The organism is Acetivibrio clariflavus DSM 19732, from assembly GCF_000237085.1.
In the GTDB taxonomy this organism is placed as follows: domain Bacteria; phylum Bacillota; class Clostridia; order Acetivibrionales; family Acetivibrionaceae; genus Acetivibrio; species Acetivibrio clariflavus.
This window is the reverse complement of the sequence record NC_016627.1, coordinates 226266-248629: the sequence shown is the minus strand read 5'-3', so window position 1 is coordinate 248629 and position 22364 is coordinate 226266. Positions and strand designations below refer to the sequence as shown.

General features: G+C 33.0%; 31 protein-coding genes. 5 read left to right on the top strand and 26 right to left on the bottom strand.

Features of this window, described 5'->3' with window-relative positions:
• Positions 1–300: 300 nt before the first annotated feature.
• Positions 301–2268, top strand: a complete 1968-nt coding sequence (locus CLOCL_RS01180) for a CHC2 zinc finger domain-containing protein (protein WP_014253621.1) — start codon at positions 301–303, stop codon at positions 2266–2268.
• Positions 2269–2353: 85 nt separating this feature from the next.
• Positions 2354–2641, top strand: a complete 288-nt coding sequence (locus CLOCL_RS01175; RefSeq protein ID WP_014253620.1) for a hypothetical protein — start codon at positions 2354–2356, stop codon at positions 2639–2641.
• A gap of 569 nt (positions 2642–3210) precedes the next feature.
• On the opposite strand, the gene CLOCL_RS01170 is transcribed toward CLOCL_RS01175, so the two are convergent.
• The 3 genes from CLOCL_RS01170 to CLOCL_RS01155 form a co-directional block, all read right to left on the bottom strand.
• Positions 3211–4029: a hypothetical protein gene (locus tag CLOCL_RS01170; protein WP_014253619.1), complete on the bottom strand. Its 819-nt coding sequence runs from the start codon at positions 4027–4029 to the stop codon at positions 3211–3213.
• Between the two features lie 190 nt (positions 4030–4219).
• Positions 4220–4501 (bottom strand): hypothetical protein, encoded by a 282-nt coding sequence (locus CLOCL_RS01160; protein ID WP_014253618.1) that lies wholly within the window; start codon positions 4499–4501, stop codon positions 4220–4222.
• A 4-nt stretch (positions 4502–4505) separates the two neighbouring features.
• The gene (locus tag CLOCL_RS01155; RefSeq protein ID WP_014253617.1) at positions 4506–5414 is read right to left on the bottom strand and encodes a ParM/StbA family protein; all 909 of its coding nucleotides are present in this window, start codon (positions 5412–5414) and stop codon (positions 4506–4508) included.
• 522 nt (positions 5415–5936) lie between these two features.
• On the opposite strand from CLOCL_RS01155, the gene CLOCL_RS01150 reads away from it, so the two are divergent.
• A complete protein-coding gene (locus tag CLOCL_RS01150; RefSeq protein WP_014253616.1) occupies positions 5937–6323 on the top strand; it encodes a four helix bundle protein in 387 nt (128 codons plus the stop codon).
• A 102-nt stretch (positions 6324–6425) separates the two neighbouring features.
• Here the strand turns inward: CLOCL_RS01150 and CLOCL_RS01145 are convergent, their stop codons facing one another.
• The gene (locus tag CLOCL_RS01145; RefSeq protein WP_014253615.1) at positions 6426–6785 is read right to left on the bottom strand and encodes a hypothetical protein; all 360 of its coding nucleotides are present in this window, start codon (positions 6783–6785) and stop codon (positions 6426–6428) included.
• A gap of 169 nt (positions 6786–6954) precedes the next feature.
• Between CLOCL_RS01145 and CLOCL_RS01140 the strand changes: the two genes are divergently transcribed.
• Positions 6955–7506 carry a Uma2 family endonuclease gene (locus tag CLOCL_RS01140; RefSeq protein WP_014253614.1) on the top strand — a complete coding sequence of 184 codons (552 nt, stop codon included), beginning with the start codon at positions 6955–6957 and terminating at the stop codon, positions 7504–7506.
• Positions 7507–7866: 360 nt separating this feature from the next.
• On the opposite strand, the gene CLOCL_RS01135 is transcribed toward CLOCL_RS01140, so the two are convergent.
• The 19 genes from CLOCL_RS01135 to CLOCL_RS01050 all read right to left on the bottom strand — a co-directional run bounded on the left by CLOCL_RS01135 (position 7867) and on the right by CLOCL_RS01050 (position 20004).
• Positions 7867–8223, bottom strand: coding sequence for a hypothetical protein (locus CLOCL_RS01135; protein WP_014253613.1), 357 nt, complete (start codon positions 8221–8223; stop codon positions 7867–7869).
• A gap of 32 nt (positions 8224–8255) precedes the next feature.
• On the bottom strand, positions 8256–8672 hold the full coding sequence (locus tag CLOCL_RS01130) for a VOC family protein (RefSeq protein ID WP_014253612.1): 417 nt from the start codon (positions 8670–8672) through the stop codon (positions 8256–8258).
• 67 nt (positions 8673–8739) lie between these two features.
• Complete coding sequence (locus tag CLOCL_RS01125) at positions 8740–9573, bottom strand: nucleotidyltransferase domain-containing protein (protein ID WP_014253611.1); 834 nt, start codon at positions 9571–9573, stop codon at positions 8740–8742.
• Positions 9574–9604: 31 nt separating this feature from the next.
• A complete protein-coding gene (locus CLOCL_RS01120; protein ID WP_014253610.1) occupies positions 9605–10345 on the bottom strand; it encodes a class I SAM-dependent methyltransferase in 741 nt (246 codons plus the stop codon).
• A 74-nt stretch (positions 10346–10419) separates the two neighbouring features.
• On the bottom strand, positions 10420–10734 hold the full coding sequence (locus CLOCL_RS01115) for a hypothetical protein (protein ID WP_014253609.1): 315 nt from the start codon (positions 10732–10734) through the stop codon (positions 10420–10422).
• A gap of 137 nt (positions 10735–10871) precedes the next feature.
• Positions 10872–12017, bottom strand: coding sequence for an AlbA family DNA-binding domain-containing protein (locus tag CLOCL_RS01110; RefSeq protein WP_014253608.1), 1146 nt, complete (start codon positions 12015–12017; stop codon positions 10872–10874).
• A 408-nt stretch (positions 12018–12425) separates the two neighbouring features.
• Positions 12426–12989, bottom strand: a complete 564-nt coding sequence (locus CLOCL_RS01105; protein WP_014253607.1) for a DUF2703 domain-containing protein — start codon at positions 12987–12989, stop codon at positions 12426–12428.
• Between the two features lie 17 nt (positions 12990–13006).
• The gene (locus CLOCL_RS01100; RefSeq protein WP_014253606.1) at positions 13007–13234 is read right to left on the bottom strand and encodes a thioredoxin family protein; all 228 of its coding nucleotides are present in this window, start codon (positions 13232–13234) and stop codon (positions 13007–13009) included.
• Positions 13235–13357: 123 nt separating this feature from the next.
• Positions 13358–14374, bottom strand: coding sequence for a permease (locus tag CLOCL_RS01095; protein WP_014253605.1), 1017 nt, complete (start codon positions 14372–14374; stop codon positions 13358–13360).
• A 14-nt stretch (positions 14375–14388) separates the two neighbouring features.
• Positions 14389–14730 carry an ArsR/SmtB family transcription factor gene (locus tag CLOCL_RS01090; RefSeq protein ID WP_014253604.1) on the bottom strand — a complete coding sequence of 114 codons (342 nt, stop codon included), beginning with the start codon at positions 14728–14730 and terminating at the stop codon, positions 14389–14391.
• Positions 14731–14955: 225 nt separating this feature from the next.
• Entirely contained in the window at positions 14956–15357 is a 402-nt protein-coding gene (locus CLOCL_RS01085) for an arsenate reductase ArsC (protein ID WP_014253603.1), read from the bottom strand.
• Positions 15358–15679: 322 nt separating this feature from the next.
• Positions 15680–16069 carry a YkvA family protein gene (locus CLOCL_RS01080; RefSeq protein WP_014253602.1) on the bottom strand — a complete coding sequence of 130 codons (390 nt, stop codon included), beginning with the start codon at positions 16067–16069 and terminating at the stop codon, positions 15680–15682.
• A gap of 108 nt (positions 16070–16177) precedes the next feature.
• On the bottom strand, positions 16178–16648 hold the full coding sequence (locus CLOCL_RS01075) for an HD domain-containing protein (protein ID WP_041715347.1): 471 nt from the start codon (positions 16646–16648) through the stop codon (positions 16178–16180).
• 445 nt (positions 16649–17093) lie between these two features.
• Positions 17094–17225: a hypothetical protein gene (locus tag CLOCL_RS23470; RefSeq protein WP_014253600.1), complete on the bottom strand. Its 132-nt coding sequence runs from the start codon at positions 17223–17225 to the stop codon at positions 17094–17096.
• A 73-nt stretch (positions 17226–17298) separates the two neighbouring features.
• Positions 17299–17946, bottom strand: coding sequence for a LysE family transporter (locus CLOCL_RS01070; protein ID WP_014253599.1), 648 nt, complete (start codon positions 17944–17946; stop codon positions 17299–17301).
• Between the two features lie 75 nt (positions 17947–18021).
• Positions 18022–18225 (bottom strand): IS1096 element passenger TnpR family protein, encoded by a 204-nt coding sequence (locus CLOCL_RS23750; RefSeq protein ID WP_420805124.1) that lies wholly within the window; start codon positions 18223–18225, stop codon positions 18022–18024.
• A 239-nt stretch (positions 18226–18464) separates the two neighbouring features.
• Positions 18465–19184 (bottom strand): permease, encoded by a 720-nt coding sequence (locus CLOCL_RS01060; protein ID WP_014253598.1) that lies wholly within the window; start codon positions 19182–19184, stop codon positions 18465–18467.
• A 1-nt stretch (position 19185) separates the two neighbouring features.
• Positions 19186–19668 carry a permease gene (locus CLOCL_RS01055; protein WP_014253597.1) on the bottom strand — a complete coding sequence of 161 codons (483 nt, stop codon included), beginning with the start codon at positions 19666–19668 and terminating at the stop codon, positions 19186–19188.
• Between the two features lie 6 nt (positions 19669–19674).
• Entirely contained in the window at positions 19675–20004 is a 330-nt protein-coding gene (locus CLOCL_RS01050; RefSeq protein ID WP_003514284.1) for a cupin domain-containing protein, read from the bottom strand.
• Between the two features lie 95 nt (positions 20005–20099).
• On the opposite strand from CLOCL_RS01050, the gene CLOCL_RS01045 reads away from it, so the two are divergent.
• Positions 20100–20777 carry a Crp/Fnr family transcriptional regulator gene (locus tag CLOCL_RS01045; RefSeq protein WP_003514285.1) on the top strand — a complete coding sequence of 226 codons (678 nt, stop codon included), beginning with the start codon at positions 20100–20102 and terminating at the stop codon, positions 20775–20777.
• Positions 20778–20830: 53 nt separating this feature from the next.
• Here CLOCL_RS01045 and CLOCL_RS01040 read toward each other — a convergent pair whose 3' ends face one another.
• From CLOCL_RS01040 to CLOCL_RS01030, 3 genes are all read right to left on the bottom strand, one after another.
• The gene (locus CLOCL_RS01040) at positions 20831–21415 is read right to left on the bottom strand and encodes a DUF6438 domain-containing protein (RefSeq protein ID WP_014253596.1); all 585 of its coding nucleotides are present in this window, start codon (positions 21413–21415) and stop codon (positions 20831–20833) included.
• 33 nt (positions 21416–21448) lie between these two features.
• The gene (locus CLOCL_RS01035) at positions 21449–21805 is read right to left on the bottom strand and encodes a hypothetical protein (protein WP_014253595.1); all 357 of its coding nucleotides are present in this window, start codon (positions 21803–21805) and stop codon (positions 21449–21451) included.
• A 113-nt stretch (positions 21806–21918) separates the two neighbouring features.
• Entirely contained in the window at positions 21919–22227 is a 309-nt protein-coding gene (locus CLOCL_RS01030; RefSeq protein WP_003514290.1) for a hypothetical protein, read from the bottom strand.
• Between the last annotated feature and the right edge of the window lie 137 nt (positions 22228–22364).

Below are 22364 nucleotides of genomic sequence, written 5' to 3'. Positions count from 1 at the left end.
CCTATACTTCATTACGAAAGGGAGGAATTTGGTTAATCTCTCCTTCTCGTAATGAAGTACATATTTAATACTTCATTACATAAGTTATTATAAAGCCTAAAAACTTTTTGTCAAATTTTCACGGCTCTTTTTTTTATTAAATTTTTGTTACAATTCATGAAAAGTTTTTTGTCTAAAAATTTGATTTTTATTTATTTCAAAATATAATGCCATCATCATTTAATACACCGTCAAATGGCGTTTGATTTTTATGTGTTATTTTATAATTAGATGATAAATTTCTACGAAAGGATGATGGCAATGAATATAAATGTAATTATAGAAAACAAAATCAAATACGAAATGGGACAACTGTATAATTATCTAAATGAAATAGAAAATACTTATATATCACCTCATATAACTGGAGAAAATTTAGTTAAATTTTTTAATCTGAATGCAACTTATCAGTACGGCCACTGGCGATGTGTTTGTCCTTTTCACCAAGGAGCCTCCAATAAAACAGAATTTATCTTTAACGATAACGAAAAAAGTTTTACATGCTTTGCCTGCAAAACCAGTGGAACTTACTTAAAGTTTATTGCACTGATGCAGGGATTTACTTCAAATGCTCTCAATGAAGCAAAAATATTTGCTACAATACATTTTGCTCATTTAAATCTTACCTTTAACTCAATAAGTGATTATAAAGAAAAAATAAAGCAGGAAGTCATAAAAAGATATGAGGCAACAAAAAGTTTAAACATTAAGGATTATTATGATATCTCCATATTACCCATTGAATCTCCTTTACCGGCTAATAAAGTAACGAGAAAATCAGATAATTCTTCTGTGATTAGCAAAAATGAATTTTCAATTGAGCCATCTTCGAACAAAGATACTGAACTTAATATTTATGCACAAGCAATAGAAGACGCGAAAAACAGTATATTGCTGCATGAAATCCTATTAAATAAAGAACAGTTTAGTTCAATTGATAAATTGAAGGATTTCATGCATAAAAAGTATTATATTTCTGGCGATATTATAGAAAAATATGGGCTTATGTATTTTGACAGACAAAACCAAAGCAAACTCACTCATCCTAATTTTTATGGACTTAGTGATAGAGTAATATTCCCATTCAGAGACCATAAATCAGGTATAATAACGGGACTACATTGCAGACTTGTCTCACATAAAAAAGAAGAAAAAAGTAAACAAAAGGCAAAATACTTAAATATTGTTGATTATGGCGAACTTAAAACTAAAGGTAATGGGTATCAGTATTATGGTATAAAATCTTTTTCAATAGGACAGTTTTTGTTTAATCTGTTTGAAATTAAAAACAATAAAGTAACTAAATTATGGATTACTGAAGGGGTCGCCGACTGCATGAAACTGATATCCTTAGGATACATTAATGCAGTTTCCCCTGGTCAATCGAACCTGACTGATGAGCAGATAAATCTATTAAAACACTATTTTGGATGTGAAATTGAAGTACTGCTCTTTTTTGACAATGATTATAATAATATCGGGCAGTGCAATAGCATCCAAATAGCCTATAAGTTATGGAACAGTGGATTTAGAAAAATAAAAATTGTCCGCACCTTTCCCGGGCAAGGAAAGGATTTGACGGATGTCGCTGTTGCAATCCAGGATGATAACCAACTGCAAATGTTAATTGACCTGTGGGAAAAGAACGCTTATGCTTTCTCGCCTGCCTCAGAAGAACATCTAAATATTCTTTTGAACTCTGGATATTACACTGATGCTGAAGTATTTTCTATTGACCCCAGGGACATAGAAGAAGAAATTGCAAAGTTTAATCTCCTTAAAAAATTAAGCCAGCAAAACGGCATTGATATTAAAGAACTGAAACAGATAAAAAATATTACATCTATCCTTGAACTTAAAACAAACAACTCTAATGACAATACAAAAGATAATGTTTTTGAGCCAGCCAGCACAACCCATATAACTCCTCCTTCTCGTAATGAAGTAGAGTTATGTAAAACGGATACATCACAAAAAACCGAATACTATTTTATGAACATTTCAGATGCCCAGTTGTACCGTCTTAAGCAGAAATTTGATATAGATACAATTAAAGAAATTGATGAGAAATGTACAAAAGAACAGATTATTAGCATGGTGGGTAAGATAATAAGCGGCATCCCATTTAATCTTGATGAATACCTTTATCCCGAAAAATACACACCATCTGTTTTAATAGACGAAAATTTAAATCCTATCATTATTGAGCCTGAAGATATACCATTTTAGAACTAAATTTATGAAAAAAATAGTTGACTCTTATATTTATCCTTTACTATAATGCCATAAAACTTTGGAAAGGAGATGGTGCTTTATGAAGAATAAGCATCTAAAATTAGAAGTCGCCAATTTACTGGAAACTGTTGATAAGACTTTTGGTAAAGATTCTGTTCCGTATCAAAATTTGGACTATTGCTTTGATATTCTAGTAACCGTCTATGAATACAACTGCGACAGTGAAAAAGACTTGCTGGGCGAATTAAAAGATTTAATAAATAAACTTTCTGAAAAAATACCAGAATTGACTCCTGAACAGTTTAAAGAAAAATACCCCAACATAAACCAAATGATTGACTACCTTGATAAATGGCTAACTAACTAATTATCTTTCAAGGCTTCCCAGTTTTCTTGCTGGGAAGCCTTTTTCTATAGATTATTAATAAGATAATGAGTAAGAAAATTTAATACCTTTATTAGTTACTATCATATTATGCAGTTTTTAATTCCAAGACCCCTATCCCCTTTAACCTATAATCCCCCTACACCTGCCTTTTTCAATTTTAGAATCACTTTTTTACCCTTTATCCCTTAGAACCGTTTCTAACTCCTTTTGCCTATTGAAAACCTACTGATTTGCTCCGTTTCTCATGCAAAAAGGTTGATTTCTAAGAATTCATTCTTATTAGTTTTCTATATAAGAGTAACGATTCTAAATGCCACTTTTACCCTTCTAAATACCAGAAATGTAATAATATTATCCTTTTAAAATAAAGACACTTTATAAAATAAAATAGAGGAAATAAATTGCATTAAAGCAATAACTTCCTCTATTTTACCCGCTTATTAACTACTCCTAGAACACCTGTATTTAAGGATATCATATACCGTATTATTTGTAAACCTTAGTTCCTCATAGTTCCTATCGTTTTCTTCCAGTTCCTAAAAACACTTTTAATTTCCATACCTTTCTTTCATAAATTTCTTATGTTCATTTTCCATCTTCTTAATATTTTTTATATTCCACATATATGAGAGTCCGAAAAACTCAAGTGCTGCTTCAAATGTTGTTACTTTATATCCCTTTTCCCTCAGGCTAGTTACATTGGAATATGTCCTTCTTGCATAATCAAATATAATAGCAAATTTAGCAGCCTTAGCCTGTGTCTTAAAATATTTCCCGTTGTTTTTTTCACATATCTTTGCTATTTGTTCTTCCACTTTACTAAATTGCTCCCACGTACCTATAGCATCACACATTCCAGTTTTATTTGCAATAAAACACTTGTATATGTCTTCATCTATAGGGTCGTATTCAAAAGAAGTATTGATATCAGCCTTAATAAATTCGTCACGTTTCTTTCTATTTTTGATAAGCATATCATGGCGATAATTTGCTATAGACATAAACCGTTTATAATCCTTCGGTAGAATCCAAAACTTGAAATCTGGGGTTGCTATTCTATGATATAGATTATCACTACTCATGCCTTCATCCCGAACATAATATGCATCAAAATATATTTTTTCTCCATTTATTATTATGTATTGGTTGTTAGCAGGGAAAATAACTTCTGCTTTTTTTATAGTTTCGCCGCTTTCTCTGATACTTACAAAGTCAACAGTAAAAACTTCATCGTCTACTTTTTCTGGAACTGTGTCAACTTTCTGTCCTGACACTGCACTAACTTCTTCTGCAGATTCGTCTTTACACCCCTGTAGAGAATTCTTTTCTTTATTTTTGCTAAACATGCTAAAGAGTTTTTTCAACATACTTATCTCCCCTGTTTACAATAATTAATATTAAAATAATTATAACATATCTAAGTTTTAAAATTGCTAATTTTAACCTTATTTTATAAATAGTTTTTTTGAGAATATGAAAAAACGGCAGTTGAAAAATCTGCCGTTCCATATTAAACATCTTAAATATCAAATTCACTTTTAATTTCTTCTTTGCTTTTTACAGGCTATTAAACATATCGAAAATCTCTCTTGGAAGTTTCTCTTCATTGTTTTCTATTTTATTTAAATCCTTGCTGTCTATGCCATATTCACGAAGGGCTTCCTTTACAGCCTCTTTTATTTTTTCCTTATCAAGAGTCTTATTCCCTTTCTCCATGAAACTTAATACTGCCTTTATGACATAATCTGTTTTATATTTTTGTGCAGAAAGAATGCTATATACCTTAGCATCATCCTCTCTATCTATGGAAAAAGAGAGGTTTATCCGTTTTGTTGCCATAAAATCACCTTCTTAGTTCTTGCTCAAGTAGAATCTTATAACCACGTGCGTTGGCAAACTGGTCAAGAAAATCCGCATATTTTACTCTGCTGGATTCTTCGATATATCTCTTTAGCAGCATACTTCCCCCGCCAGTAAAAACAGTAGCGTTGCGAAATTCAAACCCATACTCTTGGATTTTCGATAATAAATTTTCTGTGTACTCTTTTGCTATGGCTTCAACTATTTCTTTAACATCCGCTTCAAAAATGACTGGTTCTTTGCCTGCTATTATATCCTGTACCTGGCCTTCAGTAAGCCTGATGTTCATTTTTAATAGTTCCTGTTGAACATTTGCAATTAACGTAATGATTCCATCAGGAAGTGAGTAACATGATTTACTATCAATCATACCGTTCTCAACTCTAAAAATATCAACAGTATAGCCACCAATGTCTATTATGTTGCATAGGATATTCCTATAGTTATTAAATACCGTAATAAGTGAAGCATACCCTTGAGGATATACTTTGCAATTAACAATATCTACTTTATAATCTTTTTTATTAAAATTAAATTCTATGTTCTGCCTTAAAAAGTATTCTCGAAACTTTTTCTTAAAAATTCCATAATTGACTATCGGGAGCCCAACTCCAATGATTACATCCACATCTCCTTCTACTCCTGCACTATCTATTGCATCTGCTATTGCTGGTAAAGACAAGATGAAAGCATCTTGGTTGACTGTTTTGTCCATTTGAACACACAGTCTATTGCTGCCTATACTATAAAATTTACCTTCATAAACTAACAAATTATTAGTTGAGATTGGTTCATAGTCAAATTTAGTAAAACCAGACTCGCTAATATAACCTTCGCTTGTTTTTGTACATTTGTTACCATTATCAAGACCTAATAAAATCCTATTGCTCATAACAATTCCTCCAATCTTGTGGTTTAGTTCGTTATAGTTCTTTTAATAAATCACTTTTTATAATTTCAAGTATTTCTACAATAAAAAAATTGCTTACCTGTTAATAAGGTAAGCGTAGGAATTTATTTTAACGGAGGTATATAATGTTAATTTATTTAAAATACCTTATTATTAAGGACAATTTTTTTATAGTAAATCATCTAATACAAAGTCAAGTATTTTTGTTTACCCTTATATTCTAAATCCTTTTTCCCTTTCCACTTTACCTTTCTCTATATTATATATGTATTTAGTAAATTTGCCCAAATCCTTGATATTACAATGCTTAAATAGATTTTTAAGCGACAAAAACTAGTTTAGGGTATTGGGCACGAGGTACATGGACTAAGGATTAATAATGTATTATATAGCCCCTTAACCCTTTCACCTTTCAAGGATTTTTACAAAAATATCTTATTAAAATTTGATTTATTTACTGGTAATCCTTATACTGTGAAAAATTTTTTGAAAGGATGATTTTTTATGAGCCAAAATTTATACATAAAAGATTTCAAAAGCCTGAAAGTATGGCAGAAAGCAACTGAATTAACAAGTGAAATATACAAGATTACTAAGAAATTCCCTAAATTTGAAACCCATATAATTGTATCCCAACTTCTTAGAGCATGTACAAGCATCGGCGCCAATATAGCCGAGGGCAACACACAACTATATAAGAGCCGTGAATATTACCATTATAATCTTGCCCTCGGCAGCGCAGGGGAAACCCGCAATTTCCTCGCCATAGCCCTGATGAATGAATATATTACAAAAGAGGAATATAATGTCCTAGAATCAAGACTAATTGAAATTATCAAAATGCTGTATGGGTGTATCAAAAAACTGGAACCTGAGCAAAGCAATGAGTAAAATGTTGCTGATATGGTTTGATTTAATTTTACATAAAAATGAGCCTGTGGAATATAGAATTGTACCTCTATATTTTACAGGCTCAATTCTAAATCATATTCATTAACTGAGATTTTTATCTTGGTCATTTATACTTCTAGCCTTTCTATACGCATCTTCAGGTTGTTGAGGCAAACTCCACTTTGATTTCAGGACATACTTATCATGCCTATGAATGTATTGAAATACATCATCAAGGTTGGTAAATTCCTGTTGGAAATGATAATTTTTATTCCCAAATTTTTTATTTTGATGATAAAGAAGGTATCGTTTCTTCCCTGTCCGTTGTATTATCCACAAATCTAACAATGAATACGCATATATAATATTTTGAACAACCGTTACACCTAAATTATACTTATTACTTTGAAAAACTTCATCTTCACTAAATGCATAAGCACTGTTACACCTCAGTGCCTTCATTAATCATCACCAACCTTTTGACCTATTGTATCGGACCAAAAGGAGGATGACAAGGGTCCAGTGATAAAATACAATTTTTCATTATTACAATTCACTATATTAGCAAAGAAATATGGTATTATATCTACATAGAATATCGTAAAATGGGTATTTGAAAGGAGATTAAGATATGCCTAAAACAAAAATGGTAGACTTTGAAGAGTTTTTGCAGATGGATAAAGAAAACGAACATAGATTAGAGTATTTTGATGATGAAGTAGTTTACCTTGAATCTCCGTCAGTAAAACATCAACAGGTTTTATTAAACATTGCTGCAGAATTCCGAAACTACTTCAGAGGCAAATCTTGTGAGATATTCATCTCCCCACTGGATGTCTGGTTAAAAAATGAAGAAAAAACTGCTAAAGTAAAAGTTCAACCTGATTTAATAGTAATTACTGATAAATCGGGATTAAAGGAAAACGCATATGAGGGTGTACCAGCCCTAGTTATTGAAATAACTTCCACTTCTAATCAAACCCATGACAGTATAAGGAAATACAGTATTTATATGGAATTTGGCATAAATGAATATTGGATGGTAAATCCAGAACTTAAAACAGTTGAGGTATATACCTTAGAAAAGGGTGAATATAAACAGGCTGCTATTTACAAAAGCGATGATTGTGCAGTATCACAAACCTTTAAGGAACTTAAAATTCACTTGGACGAAATTTTTTAGAAGGATAGGATTAAAATAATAAAGTTTCTCATGGCTAATACATCCTCTTTGAAAATATGCACGATTCCCTTCTTCGTATTTTTTATTAACACAACAAACAAGAAAAAATGCCTTGGAAAGACCGCTAAATCACCAAAGCACTCAAAAAATCCTAATAGCCCTATTTATTAATAGTTTTAGGGTCAAGGTGTTTGCACACCTTGGCTTTCAAATACCTATATATATTATACCACATTTTACGCTTAATTTTCATATCTGTTTATAAATTCCCATAACATACTTTAAGTTTCCGTAATGCACCTGAAATGCCCTCAAATGGGGATAAGTTTTGAGGATTAAGGGTTTTGGAGAACAATGTTGTTATATTCCATAGTGAATTAAATACTTGTTTCCTGTTATAGCCTCAGTTATTTTTTCAGTGAGAAGTTGAAGTTCTTTTGCCTTGAAGTGATTATTTGCCTTTATAATAATATCCCTGAATTGTTTGAGGGATTCTGGAGGGATAAGCGTCACACCGCAATAATCTAATCCAGTACCTGGCTGGGTTGTAACCTGAAAATATGTCTTTATTGCCATTAATTCTTCATTATACTTTATAATTAATTCTTCAACTAAATCGTCGTTGACAGAAATACAATTATATTTTTCAGGTTCATAGTCACTATACCATTTGTTTTCTTCAAAAGAATCTATTATTCCAAACTCATGCTTTTCCAAATTATTACTCCCACACAAGTATGTATAACCTCTTAATACATATTTCTATAGAAAGTTTTGACATAAATAATCTCTGAAAAAATTTCATGTATATTGCCATCTGGGTCTGCAAATAATGCTGTTCTTTGATTCCAGGGCATATTTTGAGGTTGATGAACAGGAGTTGCTCCCATCGTAACCAACTTTTCAAATGCTTCATCTACTTCATCAGGATTTTCACATGGAAAAGCCAATTCAAAAGCCTGACCAACTACTTTTTTCCTATACTCATCACTATATGAATACATAACATTTCTCATACATATAGCAAATCTTACTCCATTATTTTCAAATTCAACATAATTGCCAAGGTCATTTTTAATTCTAAATCCAAGGACTTGATTATAAAAATTTCTCATCCTGTCAATTTCGTCTGTCCAAATTGTAATAAGGTTAATCTCTGCTTTCATTATAGGTTTCTCCTTCTTAATTTCTCGCTTGTAGTTCGTAATATAAGTTCTATACAAAATGATTTTATTACTTAACAAGAAGGATTTCTGTTTCAGAAATAAGTTCCTTAAGCATATTTATCCCTTCTCTTGTAGTATCTCTATCAGCGGAAAGTAATGTAATAATCTCATCTATTCTATTTTTATAATCCTTGGGCTTTATAATAAAGCCATCAATCGTTCTGACCGCTTTTTTCTCATTAATGCAGTATTCTTCATTCAAAGCAAATAAAACTTGATTTAAGCAAGAAATACTTCTGAAACAATGTCCACATACATAATAAATGTCATCCTTATCGACATTATCCTCAGCAAACATTAAGGAAAAGGAGGCCTCAAACATAAAATATTGAACTATTGCATCTTTTAAAGTTTGAGGATATGGCTTGGTTCTGGATTTTAATTCTGAAATTTTACCCCTAGGGTCAACAAGTATTTTGCAAACGGAAATTTCGCCCATATACATTACATTTAAATATGCATGGGGATGACCAGTTTGGTAATGAGCAGATACTTTTCCTGACAAACAATCATCAACAACCTGAGACACCCTTTTTATGTCACGTAATATAAAGTCTACATGATATCCTTTAACAACAAGCCATCCGCCCGCATTTACCCAAGGTCCCCATCCACCTATTTGTGTAATTAAATTTTCTCTATGCTCATCATCTAGTTTTGAAGCAACCTTGCCTAATTCTCTGATATCAAAGCCCTCTGTTTCGTCATAGTATATTCCGATATCTATGTCGGACTTTTCATGATTGGTACCTCTTGCTCTTGAGCCTCCTAAAACTATACCTATAATGCCTGGTATGCCTTCCAATTCTCTGGTGATTTGATTCAAAATATTTTCTACCATCGCAGCACTCCACCTCCGCCTTCATTTTGTTCTAATATAACTTCTTTCTTGCTGACACAAGCAGCATCATCGGCCGGCGCAGTTCATCCCGCATCCCAGGTACTGTGTTGAGCATATTTTCTGCAGGCTTTGGTTCGACAACACCTGTTATTTCAAAGCCTATTTTTATGAGACTGTTTAAGTATGTAGTAAGTGTCCGATGATATTTAATAACTTCCTCACCTAGAAATTTAGCATTGCGAATGCCTTCTGTGAAATAATGGTCAACTGGCCAATGCAGAATATTGCCCTTATCATCATAATACCAATCCTGAGGGCCTTGGGCAGTAAAAATGGGATGCTCTACAGAAAATATAAAATCTCCACCCCTTGAAAGGCATTTATATACTCTATCTAAAACATCCTCAAAGGATTTAATATAGTGAAGCGCCAGGGAACTGATAACAACATCAAAGGATTCTTCAGGAAAATCTATGTCTTCTATTGGCATACAGATATACTCGATATTTCCACACTTTGTTTTACTCTTTGCTTCACTTAACATTTTTTGTGAAATATCAATTCCAATTACTGACCTGGCACCGTTCTCTACAGCATAGCGACAATGCCATCCAAACCCGCAGCCTAAATCCAAAACCCTTTTATCTTTGAAGTCAGGCAGCATATTTTTCAGTTCATGCCACTCCCCCGCACCTTCAAGACCATTTTTCGACCTATCCATATTACTATATTTATTAAAAAAGGTGTCATCATCGTATTTGTTTTGTTTCATTATAAATTTCCCTTTCTATCTATTTGTTCTTCTTTTCATTTCAAGTTATATGCAAACAAAAACACCCTATCCTCCTACTTTGACGTTTTGTCTCGATATGCAATCAGAGTAATTGCATTTAATATGATAGTAACAGTGAGAAGAATAATAGCGGCAAACGCCGCAGCACCAGTAGTGTCCATAAGAGCAGACCAGTCCTCAATCTTTACTAGATGGTAGCCATAAAGAATCTGTAAACATAGTGAAATAGCACAAGCGCTGATGCTCATAATAGAAAGAAAAACCCAATTCCTGTTGCCATGATTCTTATATCGCATAAGATTGACAACAGGAAGTATCCAGGCAATTACTCCAAGCACTAGGCTACCAAGATTAAGCAAACCAATCATAACATATCCTCCTTACATGAAAAATTTGTACAATTTATTCTCAACAAATTCATATTTATCTATAACCCTTTATTTACAATTGTTCCAAATACAGTTCCCCTCAGTTATCATAGAAGACTCTATCAATAAATAATACTTTATTTATATAATGCTCTAAACTCTTGTAATGCTCTATTTAACGCCAAACCCGTTGACAGCCTTCGCTTACATTCCTTGGCTTCCAGTTCGTTATTAGTATTAATTTCATAAAATTTTTTATCGGCTTCGACTATATATGATTCAATTAGGCTTTGTTTATTTTCAACATAAAATTCGAATGCTATTTTCTCTTCCTCATTTTCATAGTATAAAACGACCTCATCAAATCTTCGCTTTGCATATACTTCTTCTTCATTCTCTGTATCAAATAGAAACTGCTGTAACTTATAATCAATACTATCCTTTAAAAAATATTTATATGTGAATTTATGGTTATGTCTCCATTCATCATAGCCTGCAAACCCCCATCTGGGTATAGGCGTTTCATACCTCCCACTATCCAGCACAACTAATTGAAACTCTTTTAATACAGTTTCACTACACATTATCTTTAGATTTTTATACATGAATCGTGAATTAGTTTGAGAATATACATAGAATTCACCTATATTCCTATCATCTTCATCATATTCTGCTTCTAACTTAAATTCAGGTTTATAGATATTATAGTAAGCATCTTCATTCTGTGCCCATTCTAATTTATTCTCCAATCTATTGGCTATCTGTACTAATGGAGGTTGTGTTAATCCAAATCTTTTCTTCCAAAGCATTTCTATTTGTTGTATACTTGCATTTTGGTTTATTGGAGTATTTCTATCCCCGACTCTTGTATATATGTAACCCTCTCTAATATTATTATATCTTTTGCACTTGGCCTTTAGGTAGTAAGGTACGGTATAAGAGTTAAATATAGTTAAGATATCAATCTCTTTTCCTTCAATTTCTATTGTATCCAAACGAACTTCAGGAATATTATCACCAGCAAAAACTGTATTTGAGAGCAAGTCAAGTATATCGACTTGTTTTCTTCTGTTTTCCTCACCTACACCAACTATTTCACCTGTATCTGATACGCCAATTATTAAATAACTGTCCTTATCATGTACCGTATTTGCAAAACAAAGGATATCATGTAATAATCTTTCATTATCTTTATGCCATTCTTGTTTAAAATCCCAATATTCCCCTTCTGATTTTCTATCAATTAAGTTTTTTATTTTTGATTCAAGACTTGTATAATTCATATAAGCCTCCTCTCCAAATCTATTAATTAAAAAATCCACTTAAGAATAACCGCTTCATTTTCATTTTAATACAACTTTATCCTTCATAAAAGGACCTTTTCTGTTTCTAAATTCCTTTACCATATCTTTTTAGAAACAGAAAAAACATGCCAAGTTCTTATAAAAAGTTAATAATGCTCTGATTTCTTTTCCTTTAGCCACACTTCCCTTGAATTTTACATATTCTATTCTTATTCTTGTATCAAGAAATATGGGTAAAACCTTAGCCCTTTCCCATGTAAAAAGCAAATCCCGCAGCAAACGAAAATTTCTCCTACATCTACTACGGGATTTTGGAACGAACTTTATTTTTATAGAGCGAAATTTATTATTATGGAGTGGAGTTTATTTGTATTTTACACCTATCATTTATTCACATTTCTTGTTTTTCTCAATCGACTCAAAAAACCGCCGCAAATTTTCCGGCAATTGATATGCTTCCTTACCAACTCTATCATTCAACTGTGCTTTTTTATCACTATATACTTCACGAAGGATGGCATCTATTATCATTGCTTTAGGAGGAACATTGTATTCTTTACCTCTATACACCCATACACGACAGTCCACTTCATCCCCGCACAAATCGCCACATGATTCACAAAGTGACTCTCTCATTTCCAGTTGTATATCCTTCCCATTAATACGGATAGTAGGTGAACTCTCAAATCTATACTGTATGGCCTTTTCTTTACTATCAATATGAATTTTATTTACAACAACTTCTGCGCCTGCTAATTCAAGCACTTTAGCAACATCCTCAATTGCTTCTTCAATACTGTCCTCCGTGCCCTGGCATCTTGTACATATACTTAAATCCAAATACATAAAATCAATTATTATTTTTTTCTTTTCTGCTTCATAATTTTGTTCTTCACACCCACAACTCGTACTGCAGCAGGTATTGTTTCTTTGAGTTTCGCAACATCCCATAATAAAAGCCTCCTTCTTTATAAATATTTTTTAATATCCTCTACCGACGGAACTCTTCCCATAATCTTTACCTGTTCATCTACTACAAGTGCAGGTGTTCTCATTACACCATATGCCATAATGTCCTTAAAATCCTCTACTTTTTCAATAGTGGCTTTAAGTCCCAGTTCCTTTACAGCCTCTCTGACATTAGCCTCTAATTTTTTGCAATTACAACATCCTGAACCTAAAACTTTGATTACCATAATAAATCCTCCTCATCAATCAATATTTTTTCCGTTATTATCGTCATTCCACAATTTTCTTTTACACAGATTTCACATCCTGTGCATTTTACAAGACTCATCATTTCAGAATGAATCTCTGCTTTACACAAAAATATATGAAAAAGCATTAAATAAGTATCCAATAATAATAATCCCTGCTGATACGATGGATACAAAGATTGCTAAAAGTTTAGGCTTTACTACCTTGCTGAGCATAATTATGGAAGGCAGAGACAGGGCTGTTACTGCCATCATAAATGACACTATAGTCCCTACGTCCACTCCTTTTGCAAATAACGCTTCGGCTATTGGAAGAGTACCGAATATATCAGCATACATTGGAATACCCACTATAGTAGCAATCAACACTGCAAATGGGTTGTTATTTCCAATTATATTTTCTATGATTGACTGGGGAAGCCAATTATGAATGGCCGCCCCTATGCCAACACCGATTAATACATATAGCCAAACCCTTTTGATAATATCTCTGACCTGCTCCTTTGAATATGATATTCTTTCCCTGCGGGTCATTTCAGGCACTTCTGCATCAACACTTTCGATTTCTCTTACATATCCTTCCACGTATTTTTCAAGGCCTAACTTGTCAATCAAAGTTCCTCCGATAACCGCCAGAATCAAGCCTACAACAACATAGGCTATGGCAATTTTTGCACCAAAGAATGACATTAATAATAGCAGTGATGCCAAATCCACAAGAGGAGAGGATATTAGAAACGAAAAAGTAACCCCCAAAGGCAATCCAGCCGATGTAAAGCCTATAAAAATCGGTATGCTGGAGCAACTGCAAAAAGGGGTTATGGTTCCAAGCAATGCCCCAAGTATATTCCCTTTAATGCCTCTTATCCTTCCGAGAATCTTCTTTGTCCTTTCTGGCGGGAAATAACTCTGGATATAGGATATAACAAATATTAGCAGGGATAATAGTATAAAAATCTTTATAGTATCATAGATAAAGAAGTGGATGCTTCCACCCAGCCTGCCATTAACGGACAAGCGAAATACCTTTTCTACAAGAAGCCTTACAAGTTCTGAAAGCCATGTCATTTTTAATATTTGGTCATTTAACCAGCCAAATATCAATGCTAATATATTCATATAAAAACATCCCCTTACTTTTTGCATGCTTCAAGATACTTTTCAGCATGTTTACACTTTTCAATATCGCTTTTAAGTTCTGGATAATCGTTGATATTATCCACTATTTTCTCCAGTATCTCTTTGTACGCTTGCTCATTAAGATTTAAATCATAAAATATGAACTGTTCCTGCCTTTCATCTTTTACAAAGCCCAAATCCCTAAGTTTAGCAAGATGTTTTGATATTTTGGGCTGTGACTCTCCTGTTATTCCACACATCTCACATACGCAAAGTTTTTTATGATACAGCAGAATAAGTATCCTTAAACGTGTTTCATCAGACAATACCTTGAAAAAATCAGTTAATTTATCCATAAAATCTTCCTTTCGTTAAAATTTTGGCTTTGTATCAGACATACTTTATACTCTAAGCAACTGCAATTTTAAATCTATACTTATATACTCATATAAGTATATAAGTATAATACTCCTGTTTTTTATATCTGTCAATAGTCACTTCAATATTTAAAAAAATAAAAAAGTGCATGAAGTTTTCTCTTCACTGCACTCTTTTTATTTAGATTAATTACATTCTGCTTATCAAATCTGGTTATTTTTTACCCTCTGTATCAAATCCTCCACTTTTTCCTTAATTATATCTCTTGTTTTTCTGTAATCCTCTATTGGTCCGCCTGACGGGTCAGCAAGCCCCCAATCTTCTCTATGCTTGCATGGTACATAAGGGCATTCTACATTACAACCCATCGTTATTAAGATATCTACTTCTGCTGGTATATCACTTAACAACTTGGGATGATGGCCACTCATATCCACTCCTGCTTCTTCCATTACCTGCACTGCCAATGGTTTTACTTCAGAGTAACTTTCTGTTCCTGCAGAATATGCTTCCAATACATCAGTTCCCAATTTCTTTGCCCAGCCTTCCGCCATTTGAGAACGGCAGGAGTTGTGGACACATACAAATGCAACTTTCTTTTTCATATGTCTTTTATACCCCTCTTTCATCAACTTGTTTTAACCAGTACCTTGTGTTGTTGGCTATCCTAACAAGTGTAAGCATAACTGGAACTTCAACCAGTACTCCTACAACTTGAGGTGTTTTTCAAAAAACCCCAATCCCTTATTTCCTTGTATTACTTCTTTATTACTTAAGTTTTATTCCCCCAATCTATTTGACTTTATTTTGTTCTTACTTATATGATTATATTCTGTTATAATCATATAGTATACTGATTAAAATGTTTCAAGCACAAAATTAAACAAAATGATGTTTTTTATTATTACTAATTTTCATCTTTCACTTTCACACTGCCTTTATAATTGTTAATATCCTATACCCGATAAATCCTAAAATCAGTATCCACAGCATTACAATAATCACACCTGCTACCTTGGCTTCTGGAATATCATTTTTCAATTTCCTATCGGCTTCTTTTCTGCATTCTTCCATAATTTCTGCTGGAATCAACTTTAATGCAATGGCAACACCCATAGGTATCAGTATGAAGTCGTCTAAATATCCTAATACGGGGATAAAGTCAGGTATCAGGTCTATGGGACTTAGTGCATATGCAACAACAATAGCAGTAAAGACCTTTGCAATTAAAGGTGTCTCCTTCTTTTTATATGCCAGATATAAAGCAAAAACCTGTTTCTTTAACTCACTTGTTTTTTCTTTCATTCTTTTTATCATACTCAAACCTTTCATACATAATTTTCTTTGCAAAGATTTGTACGATTAAAATATCTAATAGATTTTCAAGTATATAAATCTGCATATCTGCTTACTATAAAATTTACTTCATTTGCAGTACATGCTATTCAGAAAGCATAATCCCGTATTGGTCTTAAAATATTTCTGTTTAATGGATTCTATCTGTTCCTGAGTCATACTATCTTCAAAAATATTCACAAGAAAATCTGCTTCTACAAGAATTTGAAAATCTACATCATCTATTTTGCTATAAGTATGATGGTTGCCTATCAAATGACAAACTCTGTCTGTAAATTCTTCGTTTAAACTGAATTCTTGCAAAATATCCCGTGCTACAGGCGGTCCTTCTATCTCCTGATACTTTCCAGCAGATGATGAGTATTTCCTTTCACTTTCCTTAATCCCGATATCATGTAAAATTGCACCCACTTCAAGGATTCTAAGTTTGTCTTCTGGAATATTCTCAAGTTTCCCTATACTTTTTGCAAATCCGTGCACTTTCAGGGCATGATTAATCCGCTTAACATCACCATCAAAATATTTTATCATTTTCTTCATGGTAGCACTTACAATATTCACTAAATCATATCTTCCTCCCGATTGTTCCTGTAGTAGTTCATATAAAATTGTTTTAGACTCCTGTGGAAGTATTTTAATAAAGTGTTCCAGCCCGATGTTGTACAAAAGGGCAATTATCATATTTTCCCGTTCTCTTAAATCTGCCAGTGCCTGCCCATCAAAAAGTTCTAATTTGTTTTCATAGGGGGTATACTGAGCCCACTGCTCACAAGTGAGCCTCTGTGGTTCTTTAAGAGGTATTAGTTCTTCCTTATCTTCTTCTGGTACAAAATACTCAAGTGCATTTTCTACCCATTTTATAAAGTCCCGCTCTTGTGGAATTTTACCGCCATTTTCTGCTATTTGCTGACTTACAGTATCCTCTGCTATTTTTTTAATATCTTCTTTACCATCAAAAACCCGCAAAACAGCACTTTCAGGCAACTCAATAGTCTGCAATACTTGTTTTATACCAAAAACCCATTCCTTTTAATTTCTTTACAATTTGCAATGTACAAGACATTTCCCCTGTTAACTGACCTATTTTTCTTGCTTCTTCATGCATATCAATTCCCATATGCCCATACCCTTTCCCTTTTTATATTTTATAAGCATAACCGTTCCTGCTTTGGCTCACCTTTGAGATTACATCATGAGATTCGAAGTATCTTCCATCCGCTGGCTATAAAATAGATTGAAAATGCTACAATAAATATGCCTAATAATAAAATAATCCAGCGATATACAGTACCACTTATCAGTTTCTTGCCTCTGGAAAATGCTATGGAAATTGCTGAATACCATACAAAGTCCGATAAAATATGTCCTATAAAAAAGAACAAAACACCAATTAACCCTGAAGTATAAGACTGGCGTATTGATTCCATACCTGTTGACGCCCACCAGAGAATAAAATACGGATTGGTAGCACTTACAAGCGCTCCCGCTAATGCAAGATTCCTCACTCCGGCACTATTCCCTGCTCTTTGGCTCTCCAAAGAAACTGATTTATTAATACCGGACTTTATCATTCCATACCCCATCCATGCAAGGAAAGCACCGCCAAATAGTCCGATAAATCCTGCAACTGTCGCCTTAGAAAAGAAATCTTTAAGTCCGAATATCATGATGATAATTAGTATAAGTTCCAGGATTCCATGCCCTAACACTGTTAAAGGGCCTGCTGTCCACCCTTTTTTAAGGCTGCCATCAATCGTGACTCCCAACATAGGCCCAGGCATCATTGCTCCTGAAAAGCCTATTAAAAAAGCACTGATGAAAATTCCCCACAAAACCATGTTAATTAGCCTCTCTTAATAAAATGTAAAACCTTAATCCTTACTTTATCATCTTCAACATGTTATTGACTTCATCTATGCTACATTCTTCAGGGTCAAAAGAGCCTCCCACCCATTCAAGCATAGATTCATGCTCTGGATGCTATGGGTCCTAGATTGCTTTAAGAAAATCCTCATATCCCCACGGCCACCTATATCTTCAGGAGGACAGTTTCTTTTACCGCCGATACATACTGGATATTTAACGCCTTCTTCTAGGTCAAGCACCTTCTCAACAATAATGTCATGTCTCCTTTATTTGTTATTTATGCACTTCTATTTTATCATTTCTATGTGTTCTGTAACAGTAAAAACAATATTTTATTATCTATCCAAATACCTTACTATAAATATTACATCCATGCTCTGATGTAAACAAAAAATCATGGCTCCAATAAAGTTTCTACTCTATTTTCACCATGATTTTTAACAAGACTTTTTATTCATTACACAAGTTTTTTGGGTATACGGCAAAAATATCATCTAAAATCTATGGCCTTAACAGGACATTTATCAATTATCGCTTTCAATTCATTTATTTGTGTATCATTAAGTGTAGACTCTTTCCATTTTGCTTTCTTATCTTTTACCTTAAAATGCTGAGGCATTAATTTTTCACATAGTCCACATCCAATACAATACTGCTCCTTAATATCAATACCAGTTGCTTTGCTTAAACTTTTCTCTTCTCCAATAGGAATGTCTTCCTTTTTTACAAATACAGTCATTAAATATGATATTATCAGTATGGACATTACTGTCAATATCCATCTTAGACCCATAAAATTCGGCCCTAAGAATTTTGCTTCATTGGCAAGCATGGGTACTTTTATTACTGCCCATGCACTTAATATAATAACTACATTTGCGATGCTGGCACCTTTCTTTAAAAGCATTTTGCAGATTGGGAATGCTGCATAAATAGGTCCTGCTGAAAAACTGCCCAATAAGAATGAGAATATACTCCCCTTTATTCCTGCTTTCTCCCCAAATCCATTCATGATTACTTCTTTAGGAACCCATGCTTCAATAATTGATGTAAGTATAAAAATCACAGGCATAATTTCAAGCATTTCTATAATATAATACATGCTGTTTTTGACAGATAAATAAGCCTTATCGGGCATTGCCATAAATAGAAAAACATATGCCAGAGATACTGCTGTCAGTAGTTTGTTCTTTTTAATTATTTCAATCATTTTACATAATCACTCCCATCGTAAGTGCTATTATAAGTGCAAACACAAAACTAAGAGCATTACGGATAGCAGCAAATTTCAAACCAAATTCCCTCTTTTCCAATGGGAATGTCACCAGTCCGACCATTGTAAGAGTAGTTAGGAAAGCAACTGCCGGAATAATACTCGCACCTGCATCTACAAGAGAGCCTACCAGAGGAAACGCTACAAAGGCCGGAATTAATGTAATGCTGCCGGCCAAAGCAGAAACAATGGTTGAAATAAATGTATTAGATTCTCCTAGAGTACTCTTTATAACTTCAGGCGGTATGAAGGTCAAAATCAATCCTATAAGCAGTAAAATGCCTATTATCTGTCCGACCATATTTTTCATCATACCTTTTGCCATTTTCATTGAATTGAATGTCTTCTGCTTATCTTTAACAAGGGATGCGATAAACGCAGCCCCTGTTATTCCCCATAACGATACTGTAAAAATATCCACCCCTCATCACTCCTTCTCCTTGTAGTTTTTAGGATTGGGTGACTTTACTACAAAGAATTCCAATATTTCTTCGTCTTGATTTTTGACATTCATTTTTGTTTTATATGGGATATTAATAATATCTCCCTTGGTATAAAGATGTGGTTCCTGTTCATTTAACTGCAAAGTCATTTCCCCACGTACAATTATCATATAAACATTGGAATTGGAATAGTGCTCAGGAAGACCTGTTCCTTTTACAAGAACCATATGATTTAGGTTAATATTCTCATCATCTACAATCTTTTCGATTATTTTGTCATCAGTAATACTGTATTCATATTTTTTCTCCACCATAAAAACTCTCCTTTCACTATGTTTAACTCCATATTATAATAAATTACAGTGACATACAGTTACCAAGGTAACTAATTTTAAGAAAGGTGGTATTTATGAGTATAAAAAATCATCTAAGTATTTTAAGACTGACAGAGTTATTTAGTGGATTTTCTACCGAAGAACTGCTTAATCTTTTCAAAGCGCAAAATTACATTATCTCGAAATACAATAAAGGCTGCATTATCCATTTTGAAAGTGAGAAATGCAATTATCTGGATATTATTTTAAAAGGGCAGGTGTTTATTCAAAAGATTGATGAAAAAGGAAATGTATTAACTGTTGCAGAATTTAAAATCGGAGATAACATAGGTGGCAACCTATTGTTTTCAAAGTATCCTTATTATCCCATGAGTGTGATAGCAAAATCAGATACTGAAATTTTACATATCCCTAAAGATTTTGTATTGCAACTTTGCCAGACTAGCCAGGATTTCTTAGTTAAGTTTTTAACCTGTATATCAGATAAAACTGCTATCTTAACAAGCAAAATTAAGTCAATCTCCATGAAATCTATAAGGGAGTCTATTATTGAATTCTTAAATTATGAGTATTACACTCAAAAAAGTAAAGAAATAAAACTTAATATGACAAAAAAGGAATTGGCCGAAAGGTTAGGTATTCAAAGAACTTCTCTTTCCCGTGAACTCAATAAGATGAAAAAAGATGGGCTCATCGATTATGACGCCCATTCTATTACTATCTGTGATTTTGATATTATTCGCAAACCCTGAGCAATGAATAGGGAACCCGTATTGAGTTCCCTTTAATCTATTATTATCAGCAATTAAACGCCTTTCATAATTATTGCAGGTCCGTAATAATTATCTGCAGCAATCCCTATCTTCTGCACCCGCCATTCAATCAATTCCTGCCTGAAACAATCTTTTTCTACTAAATCTATGGCTTCTTTTTCTGAATCAGAAACAACTATATACTTAATTGGCGACTCTGGAATTTTCTCTTCCATCTGATATATGTATAATCTGGGATTTACATATTTTTTAGTACCTATTATTCTCTCTATATTCTTTTCAAATTCTGTCAGGCTATCATCTATCAAAACATGTCCGTAATAGTGGTTAATTTCTTTAGTTTCTCCATCTGAATATTTTATTGTGGTAATACAAGAAGGCTGGTCGGTAATGAACTCATCACCTGGCTCATATATAAAAGACTTAAACCCAAAATCCTCAATCAAGTCATTTAACTGTTTCACTTTTCTCATTGATATTTTCCAGTGATGCTCACCACTTTTATATACAAACATTTCTCCATAATAATTTACATTGCCCTCATTATCCACCATAACACTATAGACAGGACAAGTCCCAAAACACATTGTTCTTTGCAATTTCATGTATTCAAACATGATAGTCCCCCTATTCACCTGCATATTCATATTCTATATTCCATAGTGAATTAAGTATTTATTTTCACTAATTGCATTAGATACCTTTTCAATAAGCAATTCAAGTTCCTGCGATTGATAATGGATGTTTGCCTTGATAATAACCCCTCTAAATTGTTTAAGGGATTCTGGAGGGATAAGCGTTACACCACAATAATCTAATCCGGTACCTGGCTGGGTTGTAACCTGAAAATACGTCTTTATTGCCATTAATTCTTCATTATATTTAATAATTAATTCCTCAATTAAATCGTCGTTGACAGAAATACAATTATATTTTTTAGGTTCATAATCACTATACCATTTGTTTTCTTCAAAGGAATCTATTATTCCAAACTCATGTTTTGCCACGGTATCACCTCAATAAAAATGTATCTTAATTGTTGTGTATAGAATATAATCGACTTAATCTATCTGTCACTGGTGCTATCATCTTATATCCCAAAAACCATTCTTAACTTTAACTATTTGATAATCCTAATATTTGTTTCTGTAACTATTATGTCCTCAGGATTAAACCCCTTATCCCATATGCTGTTGGCTTCTATAAAAATAGATTTTTCCTTTTTTGTTACAAAGCCAGCCAGCATATATTTTTTGCCATCCTCTATATATGGAGTATAAAATACCATCCTTTTATCCAGACTTAGGTCTTTTTCCTTTTCTTCAATGTGAGAAAGGATATTTTGTTTTGCCTTATTAAAATCCAAACCAAGTTGTTCTAAATTGCTAAAAAATCTGTTTGAAAAATTTATTACTTTTTTTCTTTCCATAATCTTCACCCTTTCATATAAAACCTATTTATAACCATGAACTTCACCATTTATTTGCAATATAACACAATTCTTATTATTATTTCAATCATAACAAATGCTTCTGCAGTATATTTATTAAGAATTTATATAAAATA